At 62.0% G+C, this 19,216-nt stretch carries 19 protein-coding genes and 1 riboswitch; of the genes, 1 reads left to right on the top strand and 18 read right to left on the bottom strand.

Going from position 1 to position 19,216, the window contains the following annotated elements:
- Nucleotides 1-69: 69 nt before the first annotated feature.
- The 7 genes from AB5287_RS03440 to argH all read right to left on the bottom strand — a co-directional run bounded on the left by AB5287_RS03440 (nt 70) and on the right by argH (nt 5,724).
- Nucleotides 70-837: a putative ABC transporter permease gene (locus AB5287_RS03440; protein WP_007051156.1), complete on the bottom strand. Its 768-nt coding sequence runs from the start codon at nt 835-837 to the stop codon at nt 70-72.
- Complete coding sequence (locus AB5287_RS03435; RefSeq protein ID WP_007051157.1) at nt 834-1,367, bottom strand: HD domain-containing protein; 534 nt, start codon at nt 1,365-1,367, stop codon at nt 834-836. Before AB5287_RS03435 ends, AB5287_RS03440 begins: the two co-directional genes overlap by 4 nt.
- A 161-nt stretch (nt 1,368-1,528) precedes the next feature.
- Entirely contained in the window at nt 1,529-1,885 is a 357-nt protein-coding gene (locus AB5287_RS03430) for a rhodanese-like domain-containing protein (RefSeq protein ID WP_007051158.1), read from the bottom strand.
- 56 nt (nt 1,886-1,941) lie between these two features.
- Nucleotides 1,942-2,751: a thiazole biosynthesis adenylyltransferase ThiF gene (gene thiF / locus AB5287_RS03425; protein WP_007056327.1), complete on the bottom strand. Its 810-nt coding sequence runs from the start codon at nt 2,749-2,751 to the stop codon at nt 1,942-1,944.
- A gap of 76 nt (nt 2,752-2,827) precedes the next feature.
- Nucleotides 2,828-3,697: a thiazole synthase gene (locus tag AB5287_RS03420; protein WP_003828815.1), complete on the bottom strand. Its 870-nt coding sequence runs from the start codon at nt 3,695-3,697 to the stop codon at nt 2,828-2,830.
- Nucleotides 3,698-3,708: 11 nt separating this feature from the next.
- The gene (thiS, locus tag AB5287_RS03415) at nt 3,709-3,903 is read right to left on the bottom strand and encodes a sulfur carrier protein ThiS (protein ID WP_007051161.1); all 195 of its coding nucleotides are present in this window, start codon (nt 3,901-3,903) and stop codon (nt 3,709-3,711) included.
- A gap of 174 nt (nt 3,904-4,077) precedes the next feature.
- Nucleotides 4,078-4,181: riboswitch (TPP riboswitch) on the bottom strand.
- A gap of 70 nt (nt 4,182-4,251) precedes the next feature.
- The gene (gene argH, locus AB5287_RS03410; RefSeq protein WP_007051162.1) at nt 4,252-5,724 is read right to left on the bottom strand and encodes an argininosuccinate lyase; all 1,473 of its coding nucleotides are present in this window, start codon (nt 5,722-5,724) and stop codon (nt 4,252-4,254) included.
- On the opposite strand from argH, the gene AB5287_RS03405 reads away from it, so the two are divergent.
- Nucleotides 5,704-5,952, top strand: a complete 249-nt coding sequence (locus AB5287_RS03405; RefSeq protein WP_007056372.1) for a type II toxin-antitoxin system YoeB family toxin — start codon at nt 5,704-5,706, stop codon at nt 5,950-5,952. The two genes, argH and AB5287_RS03405, sit on opposite strands and share 21 nt — an antisense overlap.
- A gap of 218 nt (nt 5,953-6,170) precedes the next feature.
- On the opposite strand, the gene AB5287_RS03400 is transcribed toward AB5287_RS03405, so the two are convergent.
- The 11 genes from AB5287_RS03400 to AB5287_RS03350 form a co-directional block, all read right to left on the bottom strand.
- Nucleotides 6,171-7,409: an argininosuccinate synthase gene (locus tag AB5287_RS03400; RefSeq protein WP_007053609.1), complete on the bottom strand. Its 1,239-nt coding sequence runs from the start codon at nt 7,407-7,409 to the stop codon at nt 6,171-6,173.
- 82 nt (nt 7,410-7,491) lie between these two features.
- Nucleotides 7,492-8,004 carry an arginine repressor gene (gene argR / locus AB5287_RS03395; protein WP_013582468.1) on the bottom strand — a complete coding sequence of 171 codons (513 nt, stop codon included), beginning with the start codon at nt 8,002-8,004 and terminating at the stop codon, nt 7,492-7,494.
- Nucleotides 8,001-8,966, bottom strand: a complete 966-nt coding sequence (gene argF, locus AB5287_RS03390) for an ornithine carbamoyltransferase (protein WP_013582467.1) — start codon at nt 8,964-8,966, stop codon at nt 8,001-8,003. The genes argR and argF overlap by 4 nt, the downstream gene beginning before the upstream one ends.
- Nucleotides 8,967-9,009: 43 nt before the next feature.
- Complete coding sequence (locus tag AB5287_RS03385) at nt 9,010-10,305, bottom strand: acetylornithine transaminase (protein ID WP_368220648.1); 1,296 nt, start codon at nt 10,303-10,305, stop codon at nt 9,010-9,012.
- On the bottom strand, nt 10,295-11,251 hold the full coding sequence (argB, locus tag AB5287_RS03380; protein ID WP_011068277.1) for an acetylglutamate kinase: 957 nt from the start codon (nt 11,249-11,251) through the stop codon (nt 10,295-10,297). Before argB ends, AB5287_RS03385 begins: the two co-directional genes overlap by 11 nt.
- 136 nt (nt 11,252-11,387) lie before the next feature.
- Complete coding sequence (argJ, locus tag AB5287_RS03375; RefSeq protein ID WP_131203515.1) at nt 11,388-12,563, bottom strand: bifunctional glutamate N-acetyltransferase/amino-acid acetyltransferase ArgJ; 1,176 nt, start codon at nt 12,561-12,563, stop codon at nt 11,388-11,390.
- The gene (gene argC, locus AB5287_RS03370; protein ID WP_032736218.1) at nt 12,560-13,654 is read right to left on the bottom strand and encodes an N-acetyl-gamma-glutamyl-phosphate reductase; all 1,095 of its coding nucleotides are present in this window, start codon (nt 13,652-13,654) and stop codon (nt 12,560-12,562) included. The genes argJ and argC overlap by 4 nt, the downstream gene beginning before the upstream one ends.
- A 98-nt stretch (nt 13,655-13,752) precedes the next feature.
- A complete protein-coding gene (locus tag AB5287_RS03365; RefSeq protein ID WP_008782767.1) occupies nt 13,753-14,439 on the bottom strand; it encodes a hypothetical protein in 687 nt (228 codons plus the stop codon).
- A gap of 30 nt (nt 14,440-14,469) precedes the next feature.
- On the bottom strand, nt 14,470-17,079 hold the full coding sequence (pheT, locus tag AB5287_RS03360; protein WP_368220646.1) for a phenylalanine--tRNA ligase subunit beta: 2,610 nt from the start codon (nt 17,077-17,079) through the stop codon (nt 14,470-14,472).
- A 7-nt stretch (nt 17,080-17,086) separates the two neighbouring features.
- Nucleotides 17,087-18,142: a phenylalanine--tRNA ligase subunit alpha gene (gene pheS, locus AB5287_RS03355; RefSeq protein ID WP_007053617.1), complete on the bottom strand. Its 1,056-nt coding sequence runs from the start codon at nt 18,140-18,142 to the stop codon at nt 17,087-17,089.
- A 65-nt stretch (nt 18,143-18,207) separates the two neighbouring features.
- Nucleotides 18,208-19,086, bottom strand: coding sequence for an RNA methyltransferase (locus AB5287_RS03350; RefSeq protein WP_007053618.1), 879 nt, complete (start codon nt 19,084-19,086; stop codon nt 18,208-18,210).
- Between the last annotated feature and the right edge of the window lie 130 nt (nt 19,087-19,216).

Below are 19,216 nucleotides of genomic sequence, written 5' to 3'. Positions count from 1 at the left end.
AAGTTTCGCAGAACATGGCGACAGTGCCGAACACCAGCCGAGCCGCGCGATTCAGTAAAACGCCTTATTCTAGCGGCGCGGGCCCATAAGTTCGCGCAAAGAGTCGATGATGTCCTGACGATCCGGCACCTGGAACTTCGGGAAGGACTTGAGCATACGCTTCTGCTGTGCGTTGATGACGCCATTGACGGCCCAGCGCAGACGCTCAACCGTATCCTGCGAAAGCTCACGCATCCTGTCGGATACCGCACTGGAGCCCCACTGCCACGTGCCACCGGCGCGTGCCGCCACATCCTGCACCACCTGAGAGACGGAATCGAGCACCCGCTCGAATTCGAGCATGCCCGCAACCGTGACCGCCAAGTCGATGATGGTGATCAGGGCCAGTACCGTGACCAGCGTATGCAGCATCGGCAGCGGAATCATATCCGTGACCCGCTCGACATATGGCTGCGAACCAAGTACCACGCCCACGCCGCCGAGGCCGAAAATCAACGCGCCCAGCAGGCAGACGCGGCCTTGGAGGTTGAAGCGGAAGTTCGAGTAATCCCACCAGCGGGCGTGGAACAGCTGCTCCATGACCCACGAGGTTGTGTATTCGAGTATCGTGGCGCCCACCATCGAAATCAGGAAGATGATGATCGGGTTATGTACGTTGCCGAGAATGGCGACGCCGAGTATCGCGCCGGTGCCGTAGATCGGGCACAGCGGGCCGTTGAGGAACCCTCGGTTGACCAAGCGGTGCTGTTGGCAGGAGACGAGAATGGACTCGTACATCCAGCCGACGAAACTGTAGAACAGAAACCAGAGGAAATAATGTTCGAGTGTGATGATCATCGACGGGCTTCGATCTCGGCGTAAGGCTTCGCGGCGGGCAACGCGCGCTTGTTGAACCGGTCGAACGAGAAGGTCTCGGCGGTGGCGGAGCATTTGTCCGCCAAGGTGACCAGATAGCCTTCGATATAGCGCGGCGGCACCGGGGTCATCGGGAACATGTGGTTCTCGATGCTGTTGCGTTCGATATCGTTGAGCTTGAAGTCCTTCAGGGCATTGACCAGGGCGGCGTGGCCATGGGTGAAGCCATGCCACTGGTGTTCGCCGTTATCCCAGTCGTGCCAGTCGTACAGGAAGTAATCGTGCAGGAGGGCCGCGCGAATCAGGGATTTGAGGTCGACGCGGTACCACAGGTGTGCGCGGTCGGCCATCCACACAGCCAGGCAGGCGACACGCACGGAATGTTCGAACGTGGTGACATTGCCGTGCTGGTAGCAGCAGCGTTCGATCTGCATGTGGCGATGCTCGATGACCTCACGGCCGTGCTTGGCGACCAGGCGTTGAATCTGCGTTCGGGTGAGCAGATGTCCCACGATTTTCGGTCCTTCCCGTTTTGGGTTGGTTCAGTGCAATCCCCTGTTGTGAATTACGATTACCCGGCGATATTCAAGAATCCATCGAGTAATACCGTGACCGATTGTAGGGCACAAATATGTCCGTGCACACTCATCCAAAAGAACGACAACGGGAACCGTTAATCGTGGTGGGTTTCAAGATAGTCGAGATAACCTTGAAAACCGCCATCGAGGCTTGCTACATCGTAGCCGCGATCGGCAAGGATTTCAGCTACTTCCTCGCTCCACCATCCTTGAGCACAATAGACTACGACAGTTCGATCTGTGGGCACGGTTTTGAGCACATGGGCCAGAGGGTCGAGTGGTGCATTGATGGCACCTTCGACCGGGTGGGCGGCGAAGTCGGCTGGTTCCCTCAAGTCGAGCAGCGTGACCGTATTCGGGTCGAGCTTGGCAAATTCCGCCGGCGTGATGCGGCGGTACGATGCTTCACTGCTCTCATCGTCATCGACCGCATTATGCAAAGCAATAGGCATGTTCTTCCCCTCTCGTTCTGATCTTGGCACCCCTCAAGGAGGGGCACCACATAGCTCTAAATCGCGCAGGCCGGCTGAATATAGTTGGCCGGATCAATAGCAGTAATGGTCGGCTGCTCACCGCACACCGGGCAATCCGGCACATGCTTTGGCAGTGGGACCCGTCGAATATTCATGGTCAGGGCATCCACAGTGAGCATGCGAGCCACGAGCGGCTCCCCCACGCCGGCAATCAGCTTGACGGCCTCAGTCGCCTCCAGACTGCCGATCACGCCGACCACCGCGCCCAGTACGCCGGCTTCCTTGCAGGTCGGAATCTCACCGGCGGCGGGCAGGTCGCGGAAGATGCAGCGGTAGCAGGGGCCTTCGCCGGGAATGACGGTCATCACCTGACCGGCGAATCCGACCACGCCGGCATGGATATACGGCTTGCCGGCCAGCACGCAGGCGTCATTGATGAGGAATTTTGCGGCGAAGTTGTCGGTGGCATCGATCACCAGATCGTACGGTTCGATGAGGCCGGCGATGTTGCTCGCGTCGACGAGCTCGTAGTAGGTATCAACCGTCACATCCGGGTTGAGCGCGCGGATGGCTGTGGCCGCGGATTCCACTTTGGGCGCTCCGACACGTGCAGTGGTATGGATGATTTGGCGTTGCAGATTGCTCATATCCACCACATCGCCGTCCACCAGTCCGATATGGCCGACGCCGGCCGCCGCCAGATACAGGGCGGCCGGAGAACCAAGACCGCCCGCTCCGATGATGAGCACGCTGGAGGCCAGCAACCGCTTTTGCCCTTTGACCCCCACACCCTTCAAAATCAGATGGCGCGCGTACCGCTCCACCTGTTCATCAGTCAATGCCATGTTTTCTCCATGTTTCCATCTCCCCTCAGTCCGCTACGCGGCCAGCTCCCCTCAGAGAGGGGAGCTAATAAAAGTGTCAGTGCAAATACCCCGTAGTCGGGCTGGACGGCACAGCCTGTCCCTCGGTCACTTTGCCAAGGCCAGACAAATACGCCGCACGACCAGCATCGATGGCGTGCTTGAACGCCTCAGCCATCAGCGGGATATTGCCAGCAGAGGCAACGGCCGTGTACGCCATCACCGCATCCGCACCCATCTCCATCGCATCGCAGGCCTGGCTCGGACGGCCGATACCAGCGTCGATGATGACCGGCACATGCGCGTTGGCGATGATGATTTCGATGAAGTCACGCATGCGCAGGCCCATATTGGAGCCGATCAACGAACCGAGCGGCATAACGGCAGCGGCACCGGCCTCCTCCAGCTGACGGGCCGCAATCGGGTCCGGGAACATGTAGGGCATGACCACGAAGCCTTCCTTGGCCAGCATTTCGGTGGCTCGGATGGTTTCGGCGTTGTCCGGCAAGAGGTACTTGGTCTCGTGTTCGATTTCGACCTTGACGAAGTCGGTGTGGCACACTTCGCGTGCCAGTCGGGCGATACGCACGGCTTCCTCGGCGTTGCGCGCACCGGAGGTGTTGGGCAGCAGCGTAATGCCTTCGGGAATGTAGTCGAGCACGCTGTTCTCGGTGGTCTGCGCGCGGCGCAGTGCCATGGTGACGATTTGCGTGCCTGCATGTTCGACCGTAGCCTTGATGAGGTTCAGGTCGTAGCGGCCGGAGCCCAGAATGAATCGCGACTGGAACTCGTGACCGCCCAGGTTCAGCGGCTTGTCTTCCACCGGGAGAATCGGCGCGGCGGTGCCGACCGGATTGGTGACGGCGGGCTGCGGCGGCAGCGGAGTCGCCTCAACAGATGCTTCAGTAACCGGATTAATATTGCTCATAGCTTTTCCTTTCATCCACCCTGTACAAACTGCACAATTTCCATGACGCACTGGTCGTCGAGCATGGCGTCGGCACGCTTATCGCGCGGGATAATCTCACCATTGAGTTCGATGGCCACACGCTCGGCGCGGAATCCGTGCGCTTCGAGATAATCGGCGACGCTGACCGGCGTCTCGAGCGTGACCTGCTCTCCGTTGACCTGCATAATATCCTTTCAGATAGTAAAAAAGGGTGCACGAAACGAACCGTACCTTAAGTGGTGCGCCCATTCATGAACCCAATCATGCGACCGTTCGACCGCTGTGATGTATTGGCTCCATCACGACCGTCTCACGGCTGAATTATGCAAACGGAATGAAAGCTGTATCGGAGAACCCGGCAAATCTGCGACAACGATTCCTTACGGCGGCATGACCCGCGTCAAGTTCCCCGGTCGAAGTCTGGCGACTTCCTCTCAGCCTCACGGCTCCCGTTCGTTACGGTTTCTCAGTGTATGCCGTTGCAGTGACAACAACAAAATAGAGCTCCCTCATCAGAGGGAGCTTCATTGGGACTAGAACGTGCCGGGGGCTTTGTAGGCGGAGCCATCCGACGTGGATGCGGGGAAGAGCTTGAGTTCTTCGACCTCGGCCTTGGCGTCGGCGATCTGCTCGCGCACGCGACCGTAAGCGGTGCCGCCCTTGCCGTTGCGGGAGTCGACCGAACCGTGGCTGGAGAGCACTTCGCGTACTCCCGGAGCCTTGTCGGCCGGCAGGAACGCGGCGAAGGTCTCGATGAAGTCATTGTCGGTCAGATCCCACAGTTCCTGGCCGCGGCCTTCGGCGAGCTTGACGCAGGCACCAGAGAGCTCGTGCGCGTGGCGGAACGGCACCCCGTTCTTGACGAGCCATTCGGCGATGTCGGTGGCCAGCGCGAAGCCGGTCGGAGCTTCCTCTTCCAGGCGGTCGCCGTCGAAGTGCATGGTCCTGACCATGCCGGTGAAGGCGGGCAGCAGCACTTCGAGCGTATCGACCTGGTCGAACACGGCCTCCTTGTCTTCCTGCAGATCGCGAGCGTAGGCGGTGGGCAGGCCCTTCAGGGTGGCCAGCAGGCCGGTCAGATCGCCGATGAGTCGGCCGGACTTGCCGCGGGCGAGCTCGGCGATATCCGGGTTCTTCTTCTGCGGCATGATGGAGGAGCCGGTGGAATAGCCGTCGTCGAGCTTGACGAAGGCGAACTCCTGGGTGTTCCAGATGATGATCTCCTCGGACAGGCGGGAGATGTCCACGCCGGTCATGGCGGCCACGAACGCGAATTCGGCCACGAGATCACGTGCGGCGGTGCCATCGATGGAGTTGTCGGTCACGCGGGAGAAGCCGAGCTCACGCGCCACGGCCTCCGGGTCGAGGCCGAGCGTGTTGCCGGCCAGTGCGCCGGAGCCGTACGGGGAGGCGTTGATGCGCTTGTCCCAGTCGATCAGTCGCTGCACGTCGCGAATCAGCGGCCAAGCGTGGGCCATGAGCTGGTGCGCGAGCAGCACGGGCTGGGCGTGCTGCATGTGGGTGCGGCCCGGCATCACGGTGCGGCCGGCCTTTTCGCTCTGCTCGATCAGGGCGTTGACGAGGTCAAGCAGGAGTCCGGCGATTACGCGGGAGTGACGGCGCAACCACATGCGAATCAGGCAGGCGATCTGGTCGTTGCGGGAACGGCCGGCCCTGAGCTTGCCGCCGAGTTCATCACCGGCAATGTCAATCAGACCGCGTTCGAGGGCGGTGGCCTCGTCCTCATCGTCTTCGATGGGGGCGAAGGAGCCATCGTCAACGTGGCGCTGGAGCGTGTCGAGCGCATCCTCCATGCGCTGCAGCTCGTCGGCGGTCAGAAGTCCCGCACGGCCGAGAGCACGGGCGTGGGCGCGGGAACCGGCGATGTCGTCGTCGGCCAAGCGCCAGTCGAACTGCGTGGACTTGGACAGTCGGGCCAATTCCGGCGACGGACCAGACGTAAAGCGACCACCCCACAGGGCCAGATGTTCGTTGTTCTCAGTCATGAAGGCTCCTTGAAACCATGGATTGCAAACAAATCAGACTGCTTGTCAGACTATCAGCGTTGGGCTACATACCGGTGGATTCAAGTTGTTCGTATTCCATGGCGGCAATGTCAGGGATACTGGTCACGTCGTATTGATGAAAAGAACCGCATCGTATACCGCATTACGGGTAACGATGTTCAAAACCTGGAAATAGCCGTCTGCCGAACTCATTACGGAGAGCACTGAGCTTCTTCCGTCATCGGCAAAAAAAAACGAGGGGAGCACGAGCATAATCTTTGCTCGTACTCCCCTCAGTCATCTGCGGCGACAGCGTCCTGTAATTACGGACAGCCTGACGGCTGCTGATTGTTGGCTCACTGTCGTTCGCACCTCACCTGCAAACAGCCCACTGGGCTGTTTGCTTTACGGCGCGGCCCCTCAACGAGGGGAGCCAAAGTAAATGATTACTCGACGGTGTTCTTCGGGACCTCGATGCCGTTGCCGAACTTGACGTCGCGGGCTGCGGCCACGCGGGACGGCAGGCCATAGATGTCGATGAAGCCGTTGGAGGACCTCTGGTCGAAGGTATCGCCGGAATCGTAGGTGGCGAGCTTGTAGTCGTACAGCGAGGAGTCGGAACGACGGCCGGTCACCACGGCGCGGCCACCGTGCAGGACCATGCGAATCTCACCGGACACGTACTTCTGGGTGTCTTCGATGAAGGCGTTGAGCGACTGGGTTGCCGGGGAGAACCACTGCGCATCGTAAACCAGCTCGCCCCAGCGCTTGTCGATGTCGCGCTTGATGCGGTGCTGTTCGCGTTCGAGGCAGCAGTTTTCGAGTTCCTGGTGAGCGGTGATCAGAGCCACGGCCCCCGGAGCCTCGTACAGCTCGCGGGACTTGATGCCGACCAGGCGGTCCTCGATGAGGTCGATGCGGCCGATGCCCTGGGCTCCGGCGCGGCGGTTCATCTCTTCGATGGCCTGCAGCGGGGTGACGTCACGTCCATCGATCTTGACCGGCACACCTTCCTTGAACTCGATGACGACTTCATCTTCGACCGGCGGGAAGGCCGGGTCGTCGGTGTAGGAGTAGCAGTCCTTGGTCGGGCCGTTCCACGGATCCTCAAGGAAGCCGGTCTCAATGGCGCGGCCCCATACGTTCTGGTCGATGGAGTACGGGGACTTCTCGGTCTGGGTGATCGGCAACTTGTGCTCCTTGGCGAACGCGATCTCGACGTCGCGGGTCAGGGACAGGTCGCGAATCGGGCTGATGGCCTTCAGCGTCGGGTCGATGGAGGCGATGGAGACCTCGAAACGAACCTGGTCGTTGCCCTTGCCGGTGCAACCGTGGGAGATGGTGTCGGCGCCGAACTGGTGGGCGGCGCGCACGAGGTGCTTGGAGATCAGCGGACGGGAGATGGCGGAGACCAGCGGGTAGACGCCTTCGTACATGGCGTTGGCCTTGAGGGCCTTCATGCAATATTCGTTGGCGAACTCGTCACGGGCGTCGACCACGTAGGATTCGACGGCTCCGCAGGCAAGGGCGCGCTGCTTGATGGTCTCGAGGCTTTCGCCGCCCTGGCCGACGTCGAGGGACACGGCCACGACGTCCTTGCCGGTGCGCTCCTTCAGGTACGAGATGGCGACGGAGGTGTCAAGACCGCCGGAGTAGGCCAGAACAATGCGCTTGTTATCTGCCATTGGTTCCCTTTCGTTCAAGGTCTGAAAAACAAACTGATGCAAGTATATACAGAGGACTGTATATTTATGCACGGCGTGTTGGTCATTTGGAGGCGAGGCTTAGTAGCCAGTCGGAGCGGGAGACGGCGGTGTCGTCATTGGTGCAAATCACCATGACGGTGTCGTCTCCGGCGATGGTGCCCAGCACGCCTTCGATCGGCTGCCTGTCAATCACCGAGGCCACGTATTGTGCGGCACCGGAAGGCGTGTGCACCACAACCAGATTTCCGGCGGCGGCCACCGAGGTGACCAGTCCGTTCAGCACGCGGGACATCTGTGCCTCACCGCGCTCCCCTACATCCTCACCTTCTGAAGCAACGACGCTGCGACCCACCGCGTAGGCCACCGTACCGTCCTTCAACCGGGTCTTCACCGCGTGCATCTCATCAAGGTCGCGGCTCAGCGTCGCCTGAGTCACCGCAATGCCCTCGTCGATAAGGATTTTGGACAGCTGTGATTGCGAGGTGATGATATGCGTGGCGAGCGCCTGTTCTATGGCACTCAGCCGCGCCGCCCTGGTGGCAGGGCGCTGCAGGGACGGACCGGTTTCACTCATGCGAGCAGGCTTTCGTCTCCACGGGCCTTGCCGGTCAACCAAGTCAGCAACGCTTTCTGTGCGTGCAGACGGTTCTCGGCCTCATCCCACACCACGGACTGCGGGCCGTCGATCACTTCAGCGGTGACTTCCTTGCCGCGGTAGGCGGGCAGGCAGTGCTGGAAGAGCGCATCCGGCTTGGCCAATGCCATAAGTTCGGTGTTGACCTGGTAATCCCAGAACGGCTTGGAACGGATGGCGTATTCGGCTTCCTCGCCCATGGAGACCCAGGTGTCGGTGAACACGCAGTCGGCGTCCTGCACCGCTTCCTTGGCATCGGTGGTGACCAGGATGGAGCCGCCGGTCTCGGCCGCGATGCGCTTGGCGTCGGCCACGATGTCCGGGCGGGGCAGGTAGCCGTGGGGGCCGGCCACGCGCACGTCCATGCCGGCCACGGCACCGCCGAGCAGGTAGGAGTTGGCCATGTTGTTGGCCGCGTCACCGAGGTAGGCGATGGTCTGGTTCTTCAGGTTGTCGACGCCGCCTCGGTGCTCGGCGATGGTCTGGAAGTCGGCGAGAATCTGGCAGGGATGGAAGTCATCGGTCAGGGCGTTGACCACCGGATGGGTGGAGTACTTGGCCATTTCTTCGACGCGGTCCTGACCGAAGGTGCGCCACACCACGCCGTAAGCCATGCGGTCGAGCACACGAGCGGTATCGGCCACGGGCTCGCCACGGCCCAGCTGGGAGCCGGACTTGTCGATGACCAGCGGGTAACCGCCAAGCTCGGCAACGCCGATGGAGAAGCTGGAACGGGTGCGGGTGGAGGGCTTGTCGAACAGTACGGCGACGGCCTGCGGACCGGCGAACGGCTGCTTGTAGAAGCGGTCGTGGTGGAACTTGATGGCAAGTTCGAGCACCTGCTTCTGTTCCTCATGGTTGAGGTCGTCGTCACGCAGCATGTGGCGAAGTTCTGGGGTCATGATGATCTCCTTGGATCGGTGGGGCGGCAGTGACGGAGAGAAATCAGTCGTTGGGCAGGTCCGTAGGCACATCCTTGAGGATGGCAAGTGCCTGATCCACGTCTTGTGCGGTTATAATCAGCGGCGGTGCGAAACGCAGCGCATTGGGAGCCACCGCGTTGACGATGAGCCCGTGTTCGAGGCAGTAGTTCATCACCGCGTGGGAGCAGGGATGCTTGAGCTCGACGGCGTCCAGCAAACCACGACCGCGTACGGAAACGAACAGCGGATTACCGGTGGCCATAATGCCATCGCGCAGCTGTTCGCCGCGAGCTTCGGCGTTGGCCACCAGATTCTCGTCTTCAATCACGCCAAGAGTGGCGAGTCCCGCAGCCGCACCCAGCGGATTGCCGGCAAAGGTGGAGCCGTGGGAACCAGGAGTGAACAGAGCCGCAAGTTTCTCGCCGAAAGCGATCATGCCGCCCATCGGGAATCCGCCTGCCACACCCTTGGCGAAAGTCACCATATCCGGCGTCACGCCGCCGGACAGATCGTCACGCTGGAATGCGAACCACTTGCCGGTACGTCCGATACCGGTCTGTACTTCATCGATGATAAGCAGCGCGTGGTTGATATCGCACAGTTCGCGCACGAACTTGACGTAATCGGCGCCCAACGGCTGCACGCCGGCTTCGCCCTGGATAAGTTCCAGAATCACAGCAGCCACCGGACCCTTGCCATAGCGGCCGAGACCGGTCTGTGCAAAAGCGTCGTGCAGGGCGACCTTGTCGCCGGCGCGTACGAATTCAATGTTCGGCACCAGCGGATCATACGGCTTGCGGATACCGGGTTTCCATGTGGCGGACAGCGCACCCATCGTACGGCCATGGAAGCCGTGAGTCATTGCGAGAATGCGTGCGGGCTTGCCGCCGATGGAAGGCAGGGCACCAGGCAAGGTGCGGCCATACAGCTTGGCAAGCTTGAGGGCAGCTTCATTGCCTTCAGCACCGGAGTTGCCGAAGTAGACTTTGGAGCCTTCAGGTGCACCAGCCAGCTTGACCAGTTTGGATGCCAGCTCAATTTGCGGCTCGGACGCGAAATAGTTGCTGATATGCGCCACCTTGGCAGCCTGATCGGCAACCGCTTTGACCCACTTGGGGTGGGCGTATCCGAGGGAATTGACGGCGATGCCTGCCAGGAAATCGAGGTATTCGTTACCGTCAACATCCCAGATGTGGGCACCTTGGCCGTGATCCATGACGCGCAACGGCGTACCGAACACATTCATGTGGACCTGAGAGTACTCTCCCAGCCACTTGCTGTCTTCCGTACCTAGTTTTTCCTCATGCTCAGTAGCCATAAGAGCTCCTCATTTCCAGTCCTTCATCGGGCATAACCATGGTACCGATGCCTGCGGAGGTGAATATCTCGTTCAAAATCGAATGCGGCTTGCGCCCGTCGATGACATGGGCTTGGGGCACGCCACCGTCGATGGCCCTGACACAGGCCTCCATCTTGGGTCGCATACCGGATTCCAGGTCCGGCAGCATATCGCGCAGGTTTTCCACACCGATCCGGCCAATCAGAGAATTCTTATCCGGCCAATCGGCGTACAGACCATCCACATCAGTCAAGATAACGAGCTTGTGCGCGCCCACAGCGGCAGCCAAAGCGGCGGCGGCGGAATCAGCGTTCACGTTGAGCACTTCAGTGGCATCTTCTTCGTTCGGAGCCACGGAAGAGACGACCGGGATACGACCGGCAGCCACCAGATCCTCGACTGCCGAGGCATCGACGGAAACCACGTCGCCGACCAGGCCGATATCGGTGGGCTTGCCATCGATGACGGGCCTGCGCTGCATGGCCGAGAACAGGCCGCCGTCTTCACCGGACATGCCTACGGCCAGCGGGCCGTGCGCGTTGATCAGGCCTACCAGTTCGCGTGACACCTTGCCGGTCAGAACCATGCGCACCACATCCATGGCCTCGGGGGTGGTGACCCTCAGGCCGCCTTTGAATTCGGATTTGATGCCGAGGGCCTTGAGCATGTGGGAAATCTGCGGACCGCCGCCGTGCACGACGATCGGGTGCAGACCCACCTGACGCAGAAAGACCATGTCTTCGGCGAAGCACTGCTTCAGATGGTCATCGACCATGGCATTGCCGCCGTATTTGACGACGATACGCTGGCCGGCGAACTCCTCCAGCCATGGCAGCGCTTCAATAAGCACTTCTGCCTTCTGATCGGCGCGCAAATCGGTGTGCACGTCGAAATGGAACCCAGGTCCCTTCAATTCTGTAGACAATTTTTCTCTTTTCTGCGACGCCGGCGACGCTATCGCTGCCGGCTGCTACAAACAGCCCACTGGGCTGTTTGCGTTATATGCGACGCCGGCGACGCTATCGCTGCCGGCTGCTACAAACAGCCCACTGGGCTGTTTGTCAGCTTTCGTAGTCGGCGTTGATGTGGACGTATTCGTGGGTGAGATCGTCGGTCCAGACGGTGGCCTCGGCGTCCGAGCCGGTGTTCAGGTCGATGTCAATGTGGACTTCGCGCGGGGTCATGTCGACCTCGCTACGGTCGCGGCCGGCACCGCCGTTCTCGCAGATGCGCACGCCGTTGACGTCCACGGTCACCTTGTTCGAATCGTAAGGCGCGACTTCAGGCGGCACAGTGCCCAGGGAGCTGACGATGCGGCCCCAGTTCGGATCGTTGCCGGAGATGGCGCACTTGAGCAGGTTCGAGGCGGCGACGGCACGACCACAGGCAAGTGCCGCGTCTTCGCTGGTGGCACCGGTGACGATGATACGGATGTCGTGGGAGGCACCTTCGCCGTCGCCGATGATCTGGCGGGACAGGGATGCGCAGGCCTCACGCACCAGCTTGTTGAATTCGTCCTTGTCCGGTTCGACGCCAGAGGCACCGGAGGCGAGCAGCAGGACCGTGTCGTTGGTGGACATGCAGCCGTCCACGTCGATGCGGTTGAACGAATGTTCGGCAGCCACAGCGAGTGCGGCCTGCATCTGACCGGCGGAGACAACCGCATCGGTGGTGATGACGCACAGCATGGTGGCCAGCTGCGGGGCAATCATGCCCGAGCCCTTGACCATGCCGCCGATCTTCCAGCCGTTGGAGCCGGTCAGTTCGACCGTCTTCGGCTTGGTGTCGGTGGTCATGATGGCGTGGGAGGCGTCGGCACCGGCTTCGGCGGTGGCGGCAAGAGCCTCATGGGCACTCTTGGCACCAGCCAGCACGTTGTCCAACGGCAGCAGTTCACCGATGAGACCGGTGGAGCAGACAGCCACATCATTCGGTTCGGCGCCGATGAGACCGGCGACCGTTTCCGCGGTGGCGACGGACTGGGCGTAACCGGCCTCGCCGGTGCAGGCGTTGGCACCGCCGGAGTTCAGAATCACGGCCTTGACGTGACCGTCGGCGACGACCTTACGGCTCCACTGCACCGGGGCGGCACAGAAACGGTTCGAGGTGAACACGCCTGCAGCCGCGTCGAGCGGGCCGTTGTTGACCACGAGGGCCAAGTCCTTCTTGCCTTCGACGGATGAAATACCAGCCGCCACGCCGGCGGCGGAGAAACCTTGTGCAAATGTAACGCTCACGGTGCTACTCCGATCTTGGTCAGGCCCGCGTCTTCCGGCAGGCCTAGTGCGATGTTCAGTGATTGGACCGCTTGTCCGGCGGTACCACGATTGAGGTTGTCGATGGCGGCAAAAGCGTAGATGCGGCCGGCCTTGCGGTCGGTGACGACCTGCAGGTGGGCTGCGTTGGAGCCGATGATGTTGCCGGTGGCGGGCAGCGTGCCCTCGGGCAGCAGCACCATGAAGTCCTGACCTTCATAGGCCTTGGACCATACGGCGCGAATCTCCTCATCGCTCAGTGCCTTGGCCTTGTCCGTCATGCGGGCGGACACGGTGGCGAGGATACCTCGGGACATGGGGGCGAGAATCGGTGTGAAGCCGAGCGTGAATTCGCTGGCTTCGGCCGCGCTCTTGCCGGCCGCGTGGGCGAAGTTCTGCAGGATTTCGGGAATGTGGCGGTGCTTGCCGCCCACCGAATACGGCAGGGCGGATTGCAGGGCCTCGGCGGCAAGCAGGTTGGTGCGCTTGAGATTCTTGCCGGCACCCGAGTATCCGACGACCAGATCGGCCACGATATCCTGCGATTCAACCAGTCCTTCGGCGATGCCGGGCTGGAGGGCCAGCGTGGTGGCGGTGACGTTGCAGCCAGGACCTGCGATGCGCTTGGTGCCAGGAAGCGCCGCACGCTGGCGGGTGTAGGAGCCGTCCGCAGCTTTGCCGGTGATGAGCTCGGGCATGCCGTAGGTCCAATGCTCATAGAAATCGCCGCCGTAGAACTCATCCCAAGCGGCCTGTTCTTCGAGGCGATGGTCGGCGCCCAAATCCACAACCACGGCATTCGGATCGAGCTGCGAGGCGAGCTTGCCCGAAGCACCGTGCGGCAGTGCGAGGATGATAACGTCATGCCCGTTCAGCACTTCGGGCGTGGTATCTTCAACGACCAGATTGGCCAGTTGGGGAATATGCGGCATGTGCTTGGCCATCGACTCCCCCACTGAGGAATGGCCTGCCACGCAGGTGATGTCGAAGTCGGGGTGCGCGGCCAGAATGCGCAGCGCTTCACCGCCGGCATAGCCCGTGGCACCGGCCACGGCCACTGTATATTTCGCCATACTCATCTCTTTTCACTGATGTGTCTTCGGATGAGTATACGCGATTATGCAGACTATTGCATATTTATGCAGTGGGTGTGTTGGTATGTGAACGCTACTTATGCGGAGATGGAGTCGGAGGAGGAGCCGGTGCCGCCGGTCAGTTGCTGGAGGGCTTCCTGGTAAAGGCTCATGGCGTCATAGCCATTGAAGGCCATCCAGATGACGGCGATGGTGTACAGCACGTTGATTACCACGGCGGCCACGGCCAAACCGAAGCCCTTCATATGGAAAGTGCGCGTGCGCCACATTGCCACCGCGCCCATCAGTGCCGAGAGCACTGGCACCGGGAAGAACAGGGCGAGGATAAAGGAGATGATCGCATACGAATCCCAGTGCCCGTAGAGTGGGTTCTGGTTTGGATCGTTCAGGTCGATGCCGTGGTAATAATGCGGCTGGTGAGGCTGACCGTTCGGCTGTTGACCATACGGCTGGCCCTGCATGCCCGGGTACCCGCCCGGATATGCGCCCGGACCGGACTGTTGGCCGCCTTGAGCGTACGGCCAGCCGCCCGCCTGCTGATTGCCGGGCCACGCCGGCTGCTGACCATACGGCTGGCCAGCCTGCTGAGATTGTGCCGCGCCACCGTTGTCGCCAGCGGCTGCGGCGGAATCCTTCTTAGTATCCGGCTCGGGAGCGCCATAAATATACGGGTTGTAATTCGGCCCGTATTGGCCAGACATAGCACCATATTCAGGCTGCTGGTACTGCCCGTATTTCGGCTTGTCCTGCTCCGCTTGGCTCATGGCGCTCCTCGATTCGGATGATTGGTTGGGTCAGGCGCGCAGCTGGGCGCCGATTTCGGCGGCCTCAGCCACGATGGCCTTGCGGATGGCGTCGCTGTCTTCGGCGGACAGCGTCTTGCTCGGTGAACGGAACACCACCGCATAGGCCAGGGACTTCTTGCCCTCGCCCACCTGTTCGCCGGTGAACACGTCGAACAGTTCGATGGATTCGAGGTTCGCGCCGGCGGCCTTGCGAATCACGTTCTCAAGCTGGCCTGCGGTCACGGTCTCGTCCACGGTGAAGGCCAAATCCTGCTTGACCGGCGGGAACGTGGAGATCGGCTTGGCCTGGACGGGCTTGCCGGTCAGCGTGGCGAACAGCGCGGTGAGGTTCAGCTCGAAGGCCGCGGAATGGGCCGGGAAGCCGAGCGCCTCGTTGACGCGCGGGTGCAGTTCACCAACCCAGCCGGTGAAGACGTCGCCCACCATGACGCGGGCGGCGCGGCCGGGGTGCCATTGGACTGGCACATCGTCGGCGGCGGGCTGGTCGAGTTCGATTGCGGCACCGATACGGCCGGCGATGCGGCGCACGGCCTCGACGGCGTCGGACCAGTCGACCGGGCGCTTGCCGCCCATCCAGCCGTCGTCCTCGGCCAGACCGGTCAGGATGCCGGCCACATGGTCGGGCTGTTCGGGCAGACCGGCGTCAAGCGCGGCGAGCTGTTCGTCGGTGGGGCGCACGCCGCCGGGCAGTGCCGGGATGGCGGGCGCGTTCGGATCCCACAGGTAGACGTGGCCGAGCTCGTACAGGGACACGTTTTCGATGCCGCGGCGGATGTTGCGCTGCACGGTGGTGGCCAGGGTCGGCAGAATCTCGCGACGCAGGTACGGACGGTCGCCGTAGAGCGGGTTGGCGATCTCGACGCTGACCTTCTTGGTGGCTTCCGGGTCGAAGCCGAAGGCCTTGTAATCGTCGTCACCCACGAACGGGTAGCTCAGCGATTCGACCATGCCGAACTCGGCGAGCTCGTCCGCCACGCGACGGCGACGCTGCTGGTCCGGGGTCAGGCCCACCAGACCCTCGACCGGTGCCGGCGGCACGGTGATCGGAATCTGGTCGTAGCCGACCAGTCGGGCGATCTCCTCGACCAGGTCGCACGGCTCGTTCAAGTCCGGACGCCAGCTCGGCGCGGTTACGGCGAACTCACCGTTGCCGCCACCGGCCACCGTGCAGCCAATGTCGGTCAGGATGTCGGAGATGCGGTTGATGTCCACGTCGAGGCCGGCTACGCGGGCCACTTCGGAGGCCTTGAAGTGGATGGCCTTGGCGCGCGGCGTGTTGTTCACGTCGTTCGGGTGTTCGCTGGGCTCGCCGTTGCCGTACTTGGCCATGAGTTCGGCGGCCATCTGGGTGGCGGCAGGCTGCAGCGCGGTGTCGACGCCACGTTCGAAGCGGCGGGAGGCCTCGGATGGAATCTTGTGGCGACGGGCCGAACGGGCGATGGTCACCTGATCGAAGTGCGCGGACTCCAGAAGAATGTTCTTGGTGTCGGCGGTCACTTCGCCATACAGGCCGCCCATCACACCGGCAAGGCCGAGGATGCGCGAGCCGCGTTCGCCGTTCGGCGAATCGGTGATAAGCAGATCTTCGACGCTCAGGTCATGTTCCTTGCCGTCCAGGGTGGTGAGTTTCTCACCCTCGTTGGCGCGGCGCACGACAATCGGGCCTTCGAGCTTGTCGAGGTCGTAGGCGTGCATCGGCTGGCCGAGGTCAAGCATCACGTAGTTGGTCACGTCCACGGCCAAGGAGATGGAGCGCATGCCGGCGCGGATCAGGCGGCGGCGCATCCAGTTGGGCGTGTGGGCGTTGGGATTGAAGTCCTTGACGATACGCGCGTAGTAGCGGTCGCAACCGGGCACGCCGTGAATCGGATTGTTATCGTCGATTTCAACATCGATGTCCACCGGGGTGCCGGGCTGGTAGTCAGCAGGTTCCGGGGCCTTCTCGTTGAGTGCCACGGCCGGATCGGTGTAGGCGGCACCGGTGGAGTGGTGGTATTCGCGGGCCACGCCACGGTAGGACAGCGTGTAGCCACGGTCCGGGGTGATGTTGATCTCAAGCAGAGGCTGGTCGAGGTGCAGCAGGTGCATGGCGTCCTGACCAGGCTTCAGAGCCTCGTATTCAGCCTCGGAGAAGCCATACTGACGCAGCAGGATGATGCCATTGTGGTTGTCGCCCAGACCCAGCTCACGTTCGGAGGCACACATGCCGTTGGAGATGTGGCCGTAGGTCTTGCGCGGTTCGATCTTGAAGTCGCCGGGCAGCACGGCACCGGGCAGGGTGACGACGACCTTTTCGCCGGCCTTCATGTTGGGCGCGCCGCAGATGATGCCGCGCGGCACCTTGTTGCCGTCTTCGTCGGTCTCGTTCCATTCGTCGCCGCAGTCCACGTGGCACCAGTTGATGGTCTTGCCGTTCTTCTGCGGTTCGGGGGTGGCGTCGACCACGTAGCCGACCACAATCGGGCCGGTCACCTGAGAGGAGTGAATCTCCTCTTCCTCAAGACCCACCTTGACAAGGTCCTTGGCGAGCTGTTCGTAGGTCAGGCCTTCGGGAACCTCGACATGGTCCTTGAGCCAATCGATATCGATCATAGGCATGGCTGAATCACTCCCCCATCACAAACTGTTCGGCGAAACGCACGTCACCTTCGACCAGGTCGTGCATGTCGTTGATGTCGCTGCGCAGCAGGAGCGTGCGCTCCATGCCGACGCCGAAGGCGAAACCGGTGTAGACGTCCGGGTCGATGCCGGCGGACTTCAGCACGTTCGGGTTCACCATGCCGCAGCCGCCCCACTCGAGCCAGCCGGGGCCGCCCTTCTTGTCGGGGAACCACAGGTCGAGTTCGGCGCTCGGCTCAGTGAACGGGAAGTAGCTCGGGCGCAGGCGCGTCTTGGCTTCAGGGCCGAACATGGCGACGGCGAGCTTGTCCAGCACGCCCTTCAGGTCGGCCATGGTCAGGTGCTTGTCGACGGCGAGGGCTTCGCACTGGTGGAACACCGGAGTATGGGTGGCGTCCAGCTCATCGGTGCGGAACACGCGGCCCGGGGACGCGATGTACAGCGGCACTCCACGGGTCAGGAGGGCACGGACCTGATCGGAGGAGGTCTGCGTACGCACCACCATGTTGGAGCCGACGAAACCGGCGGCGTCCTTGGCTTGATTGCCCTTGACGTAGAAGGTGTCCTGCATCTGGCGGGCCGGATGGTCCGGGCCGAAATTCAGGGAGTCGAAGTTGTACCATTCGGCTTCGATTTCCGGGCCGGAGGAGATCTGCCAGCCCATGGAGATGAAGAAGTCCTCGACGTCCTCCATCAGCTTAGGCAGCGGGTGACGGGCGCCCAGAGGCTTACGGCTCACCGGCAGCGTCATATCCACGGTTTCGGCGGCAAGCGCGGCCTTCTCGGCGGCTTCCTTGAGCTCGACCTCCTTGGGACCATAGGCGCGGCCGAAGTCGGCGCGCAGCTTGCCCATGAGCTTGCCGGCTTCCTTCTTCTGGTCGGCGGGCAGGGAGCCAATGGCCTTGCTGGCCTTGGTCATCGCCGAATCGGCACCTGCGTACGTTGTCTTGATGGCCTTGAGCTCCTCCAGGTTGGAGGCGTTCTGGATTTTCTCGATGCCCTCGGCAACCTCAGCGGTCACCTGGTCGGCGTCGAACACCATTTGTTCTGCCACGAGAACCCTTTCGTCTGATGTTTTCTCAGCGTTTCACAGCGTTTTTACCGGTTTCACATTCTTTCAACATGACCCGACATAGACAGCGACATCAGCATCACCGCGGCCGAGGTGCCGAGGTTCAGCGATTCGGCCTTGCCATAAAGCGGGATGGAGACGATGCGGCCGCAGCGCGTGAGGATGTCCGGTTCCAAGCCACGCGCCTCATTGCCGAACAGCACGGCTTTCGGAGCCTCGACCGCCGCCTTGTCCGCCAGTACTGCGGGCAGGCTTTCCGGCTTGCGTTCTTCGGTGCCGTATACGTCGGCGGCCCAGACGTCCATATTATGGTCGCCTGTCCAGGTGAAGAATTCGTCGGTGCTCATGGCGAGTACCGGCAGATGGAACAGGGAGCCTGCGGTGGAGCGGATGACCTTGGGGTTCAGCACGTCCACGCAGTCGTCCACGAAGATTACGGCGTCGCAGCCGGCCGCATCGGCCGCACGGATCACGGTGCCGGCGTTGCCCGGGTCGCGCACCTGCCAGAAGGCGGCAATCTGCGGGGCCCGACCGTTCTTGCCAAGTTCGACGTCATCGGCTCCGGCGTGCATGGACTCGGCATTGCCGACGGCCGCGATGCCTTGGGCGTCCGGACTGATGCGGCGCATCACGTCGCCGGTGCAGTAGTGCACATAAATCGTGGCATCCTGCGAGGTTTCGACGATCTTCTCCAACGTGGAGGAGATGATACGCGGATGTTCCAGCGCCTGCGAAACCTCTACATACAGGTCCTGCACCACGTCCGGCCGCCAAGTGACGGCCTCGCGCACGGATTGCGGGCCTTCGATAAGAAAACGGCCCGAACGTTCGCGGCCTTTGGCGCGGGTCAGATCGGCGATGCGGCGCACGCGGTCGGATTTCGGATTATCAAGAATCTGGGCGTTGATGGGCATAGCCACTACCCTACTGCCGGGTCATTACGTCAGTCGCGAGACTGAGGGTGGTCGAGGCTGGAACCACCCCAGTCGGCTACGCCGACAGCCCCCGCCAGCGGGGGCATCATAAGGCGTTCAGACACCCTGA

This window comes from Bifidobacterium sp. RTP21102st3_E2_RTP21102_210122 (genome assembly GCF_040916945.1).
Lineage (GTDB): Bacteria > Actinomycetota > Actinomycetes > Actinomycetales > Bifidobacteriaceae > Bifidobacterium > Bifidobacterium longum.
The sequence above is the reverse complement of the archived record's forward strand: the minus strand, read 5'-3'. Positions and strand labels throughout refer to the sequence as shown.

Bases quoted from the DNA above. Each gene is read 5' to 3' on its own strand.
- AB5287_RS03440 (WP_007051156.1), bottom strand. From the start codon at position 837: ATGATCATCACACTCGAACATTATTTCCTCTGGTTTCTGTTCTACAGT.
- AB5287_RS03430 (WP_007051158.1), bottom strand. From the start codon at position 1,885: ATGCCTATTGCTTTGCATAATGCGGTCGATGACGATGAGAGCAGTGAA.
- thiF (WP_007056327.1), bottom strand. From the start codon at position 2,751: ATGGCATTGACTGATGAACAGGTGGAGCGGTACGCGCGCCATCTGATT.
- AB5287_RS03420 (WP_003828815.1), bottom strand. From the start codon at position 3,697: ATGAGCAATATTAATCCGGTTACTGAAGCATCTGTTGAGGCGACTCCG.
- thiS (WP_007051161.1), bottom strand. From the start codon at position 3,903: ATGCAGGTCAACGGAGAGCAGGTCACGCTCGAGACGCCGGTCAGCGTC.
- AB5287_RS03405 (WP_007056372.1), top strand. From the start codon at position 5,704: ATGTTCGTTGTTCTCAGTCATGAAGGCTCCTTGAAACCATGGATTGCA.
- argH (WP_007051162.1), bottom strand. From the start codon at position 5,724: ATGACTGAGAACAACGAACATCTGGCCCTGTGGGGTGGTCGCTTTACG.
- AB5287_RS03400 (WP_007053609.1), bottom strand. From the start codon at position 7,409: ATGGCAGATAACAAGCGCATTGTTCTGGCCTACTCCGGCGGTCTTGAC.
- argR (WP_013582468.1), bottom strand. From the start codon at position 8,004: ATGAGTGAAACCGGTCCGTCCCTGCAGCGCCCTGCCACCAGGGCGGCG.
- argF (WP_013582467.1), bottom strand. From the start codon at position 8,966: ATGACCCCAGAACTTCGCCACATGCTGCGTGACGACGACCTCAACCAT.
- AB5287_RS03385 (WP_368220648.1), bottom strand. From the start codon at position 10,305: ATGGCTACTGAGCATGAGGAAAAACTAGGTACGGAAGACAGCAAGTGG.
- argC (WP_032736218.1), bottom strand. From the start codon at position 13,654: ATGGCGAAATATACAGTGGCCGTGGCCGGTGCCACGGGCTATGCCGGC.
- AB5287_RS03365 (WP_008782767.1), bottom strand. From the start codon at position 14,439: ATGAGCCAAGCGGAGCAGGACAAGCCGAAATACGGGCAGTACCAGCAG.
- pheT (WP_368220646.1), bottom strand. From the start codon at position 17,079: ATGCCTATGATCGATATCGATTGGCTCAAGGACCATGTCGAGGTTCCC.
- pheS (WP_007053617.1), bottom strand. From the start codon at position 18,142: ATGGTGTTCGACGCCGACCAGGTGACCGCTGAGGTTGCCGAGGGCATC.
- AB5287_RS03350 (WP_007053618.1), bottom strand. From the start codon at position 19,086: ATGCCCATCAACGCCCAGATTCTTGATAATCCGAAATCCGACCGCGTG.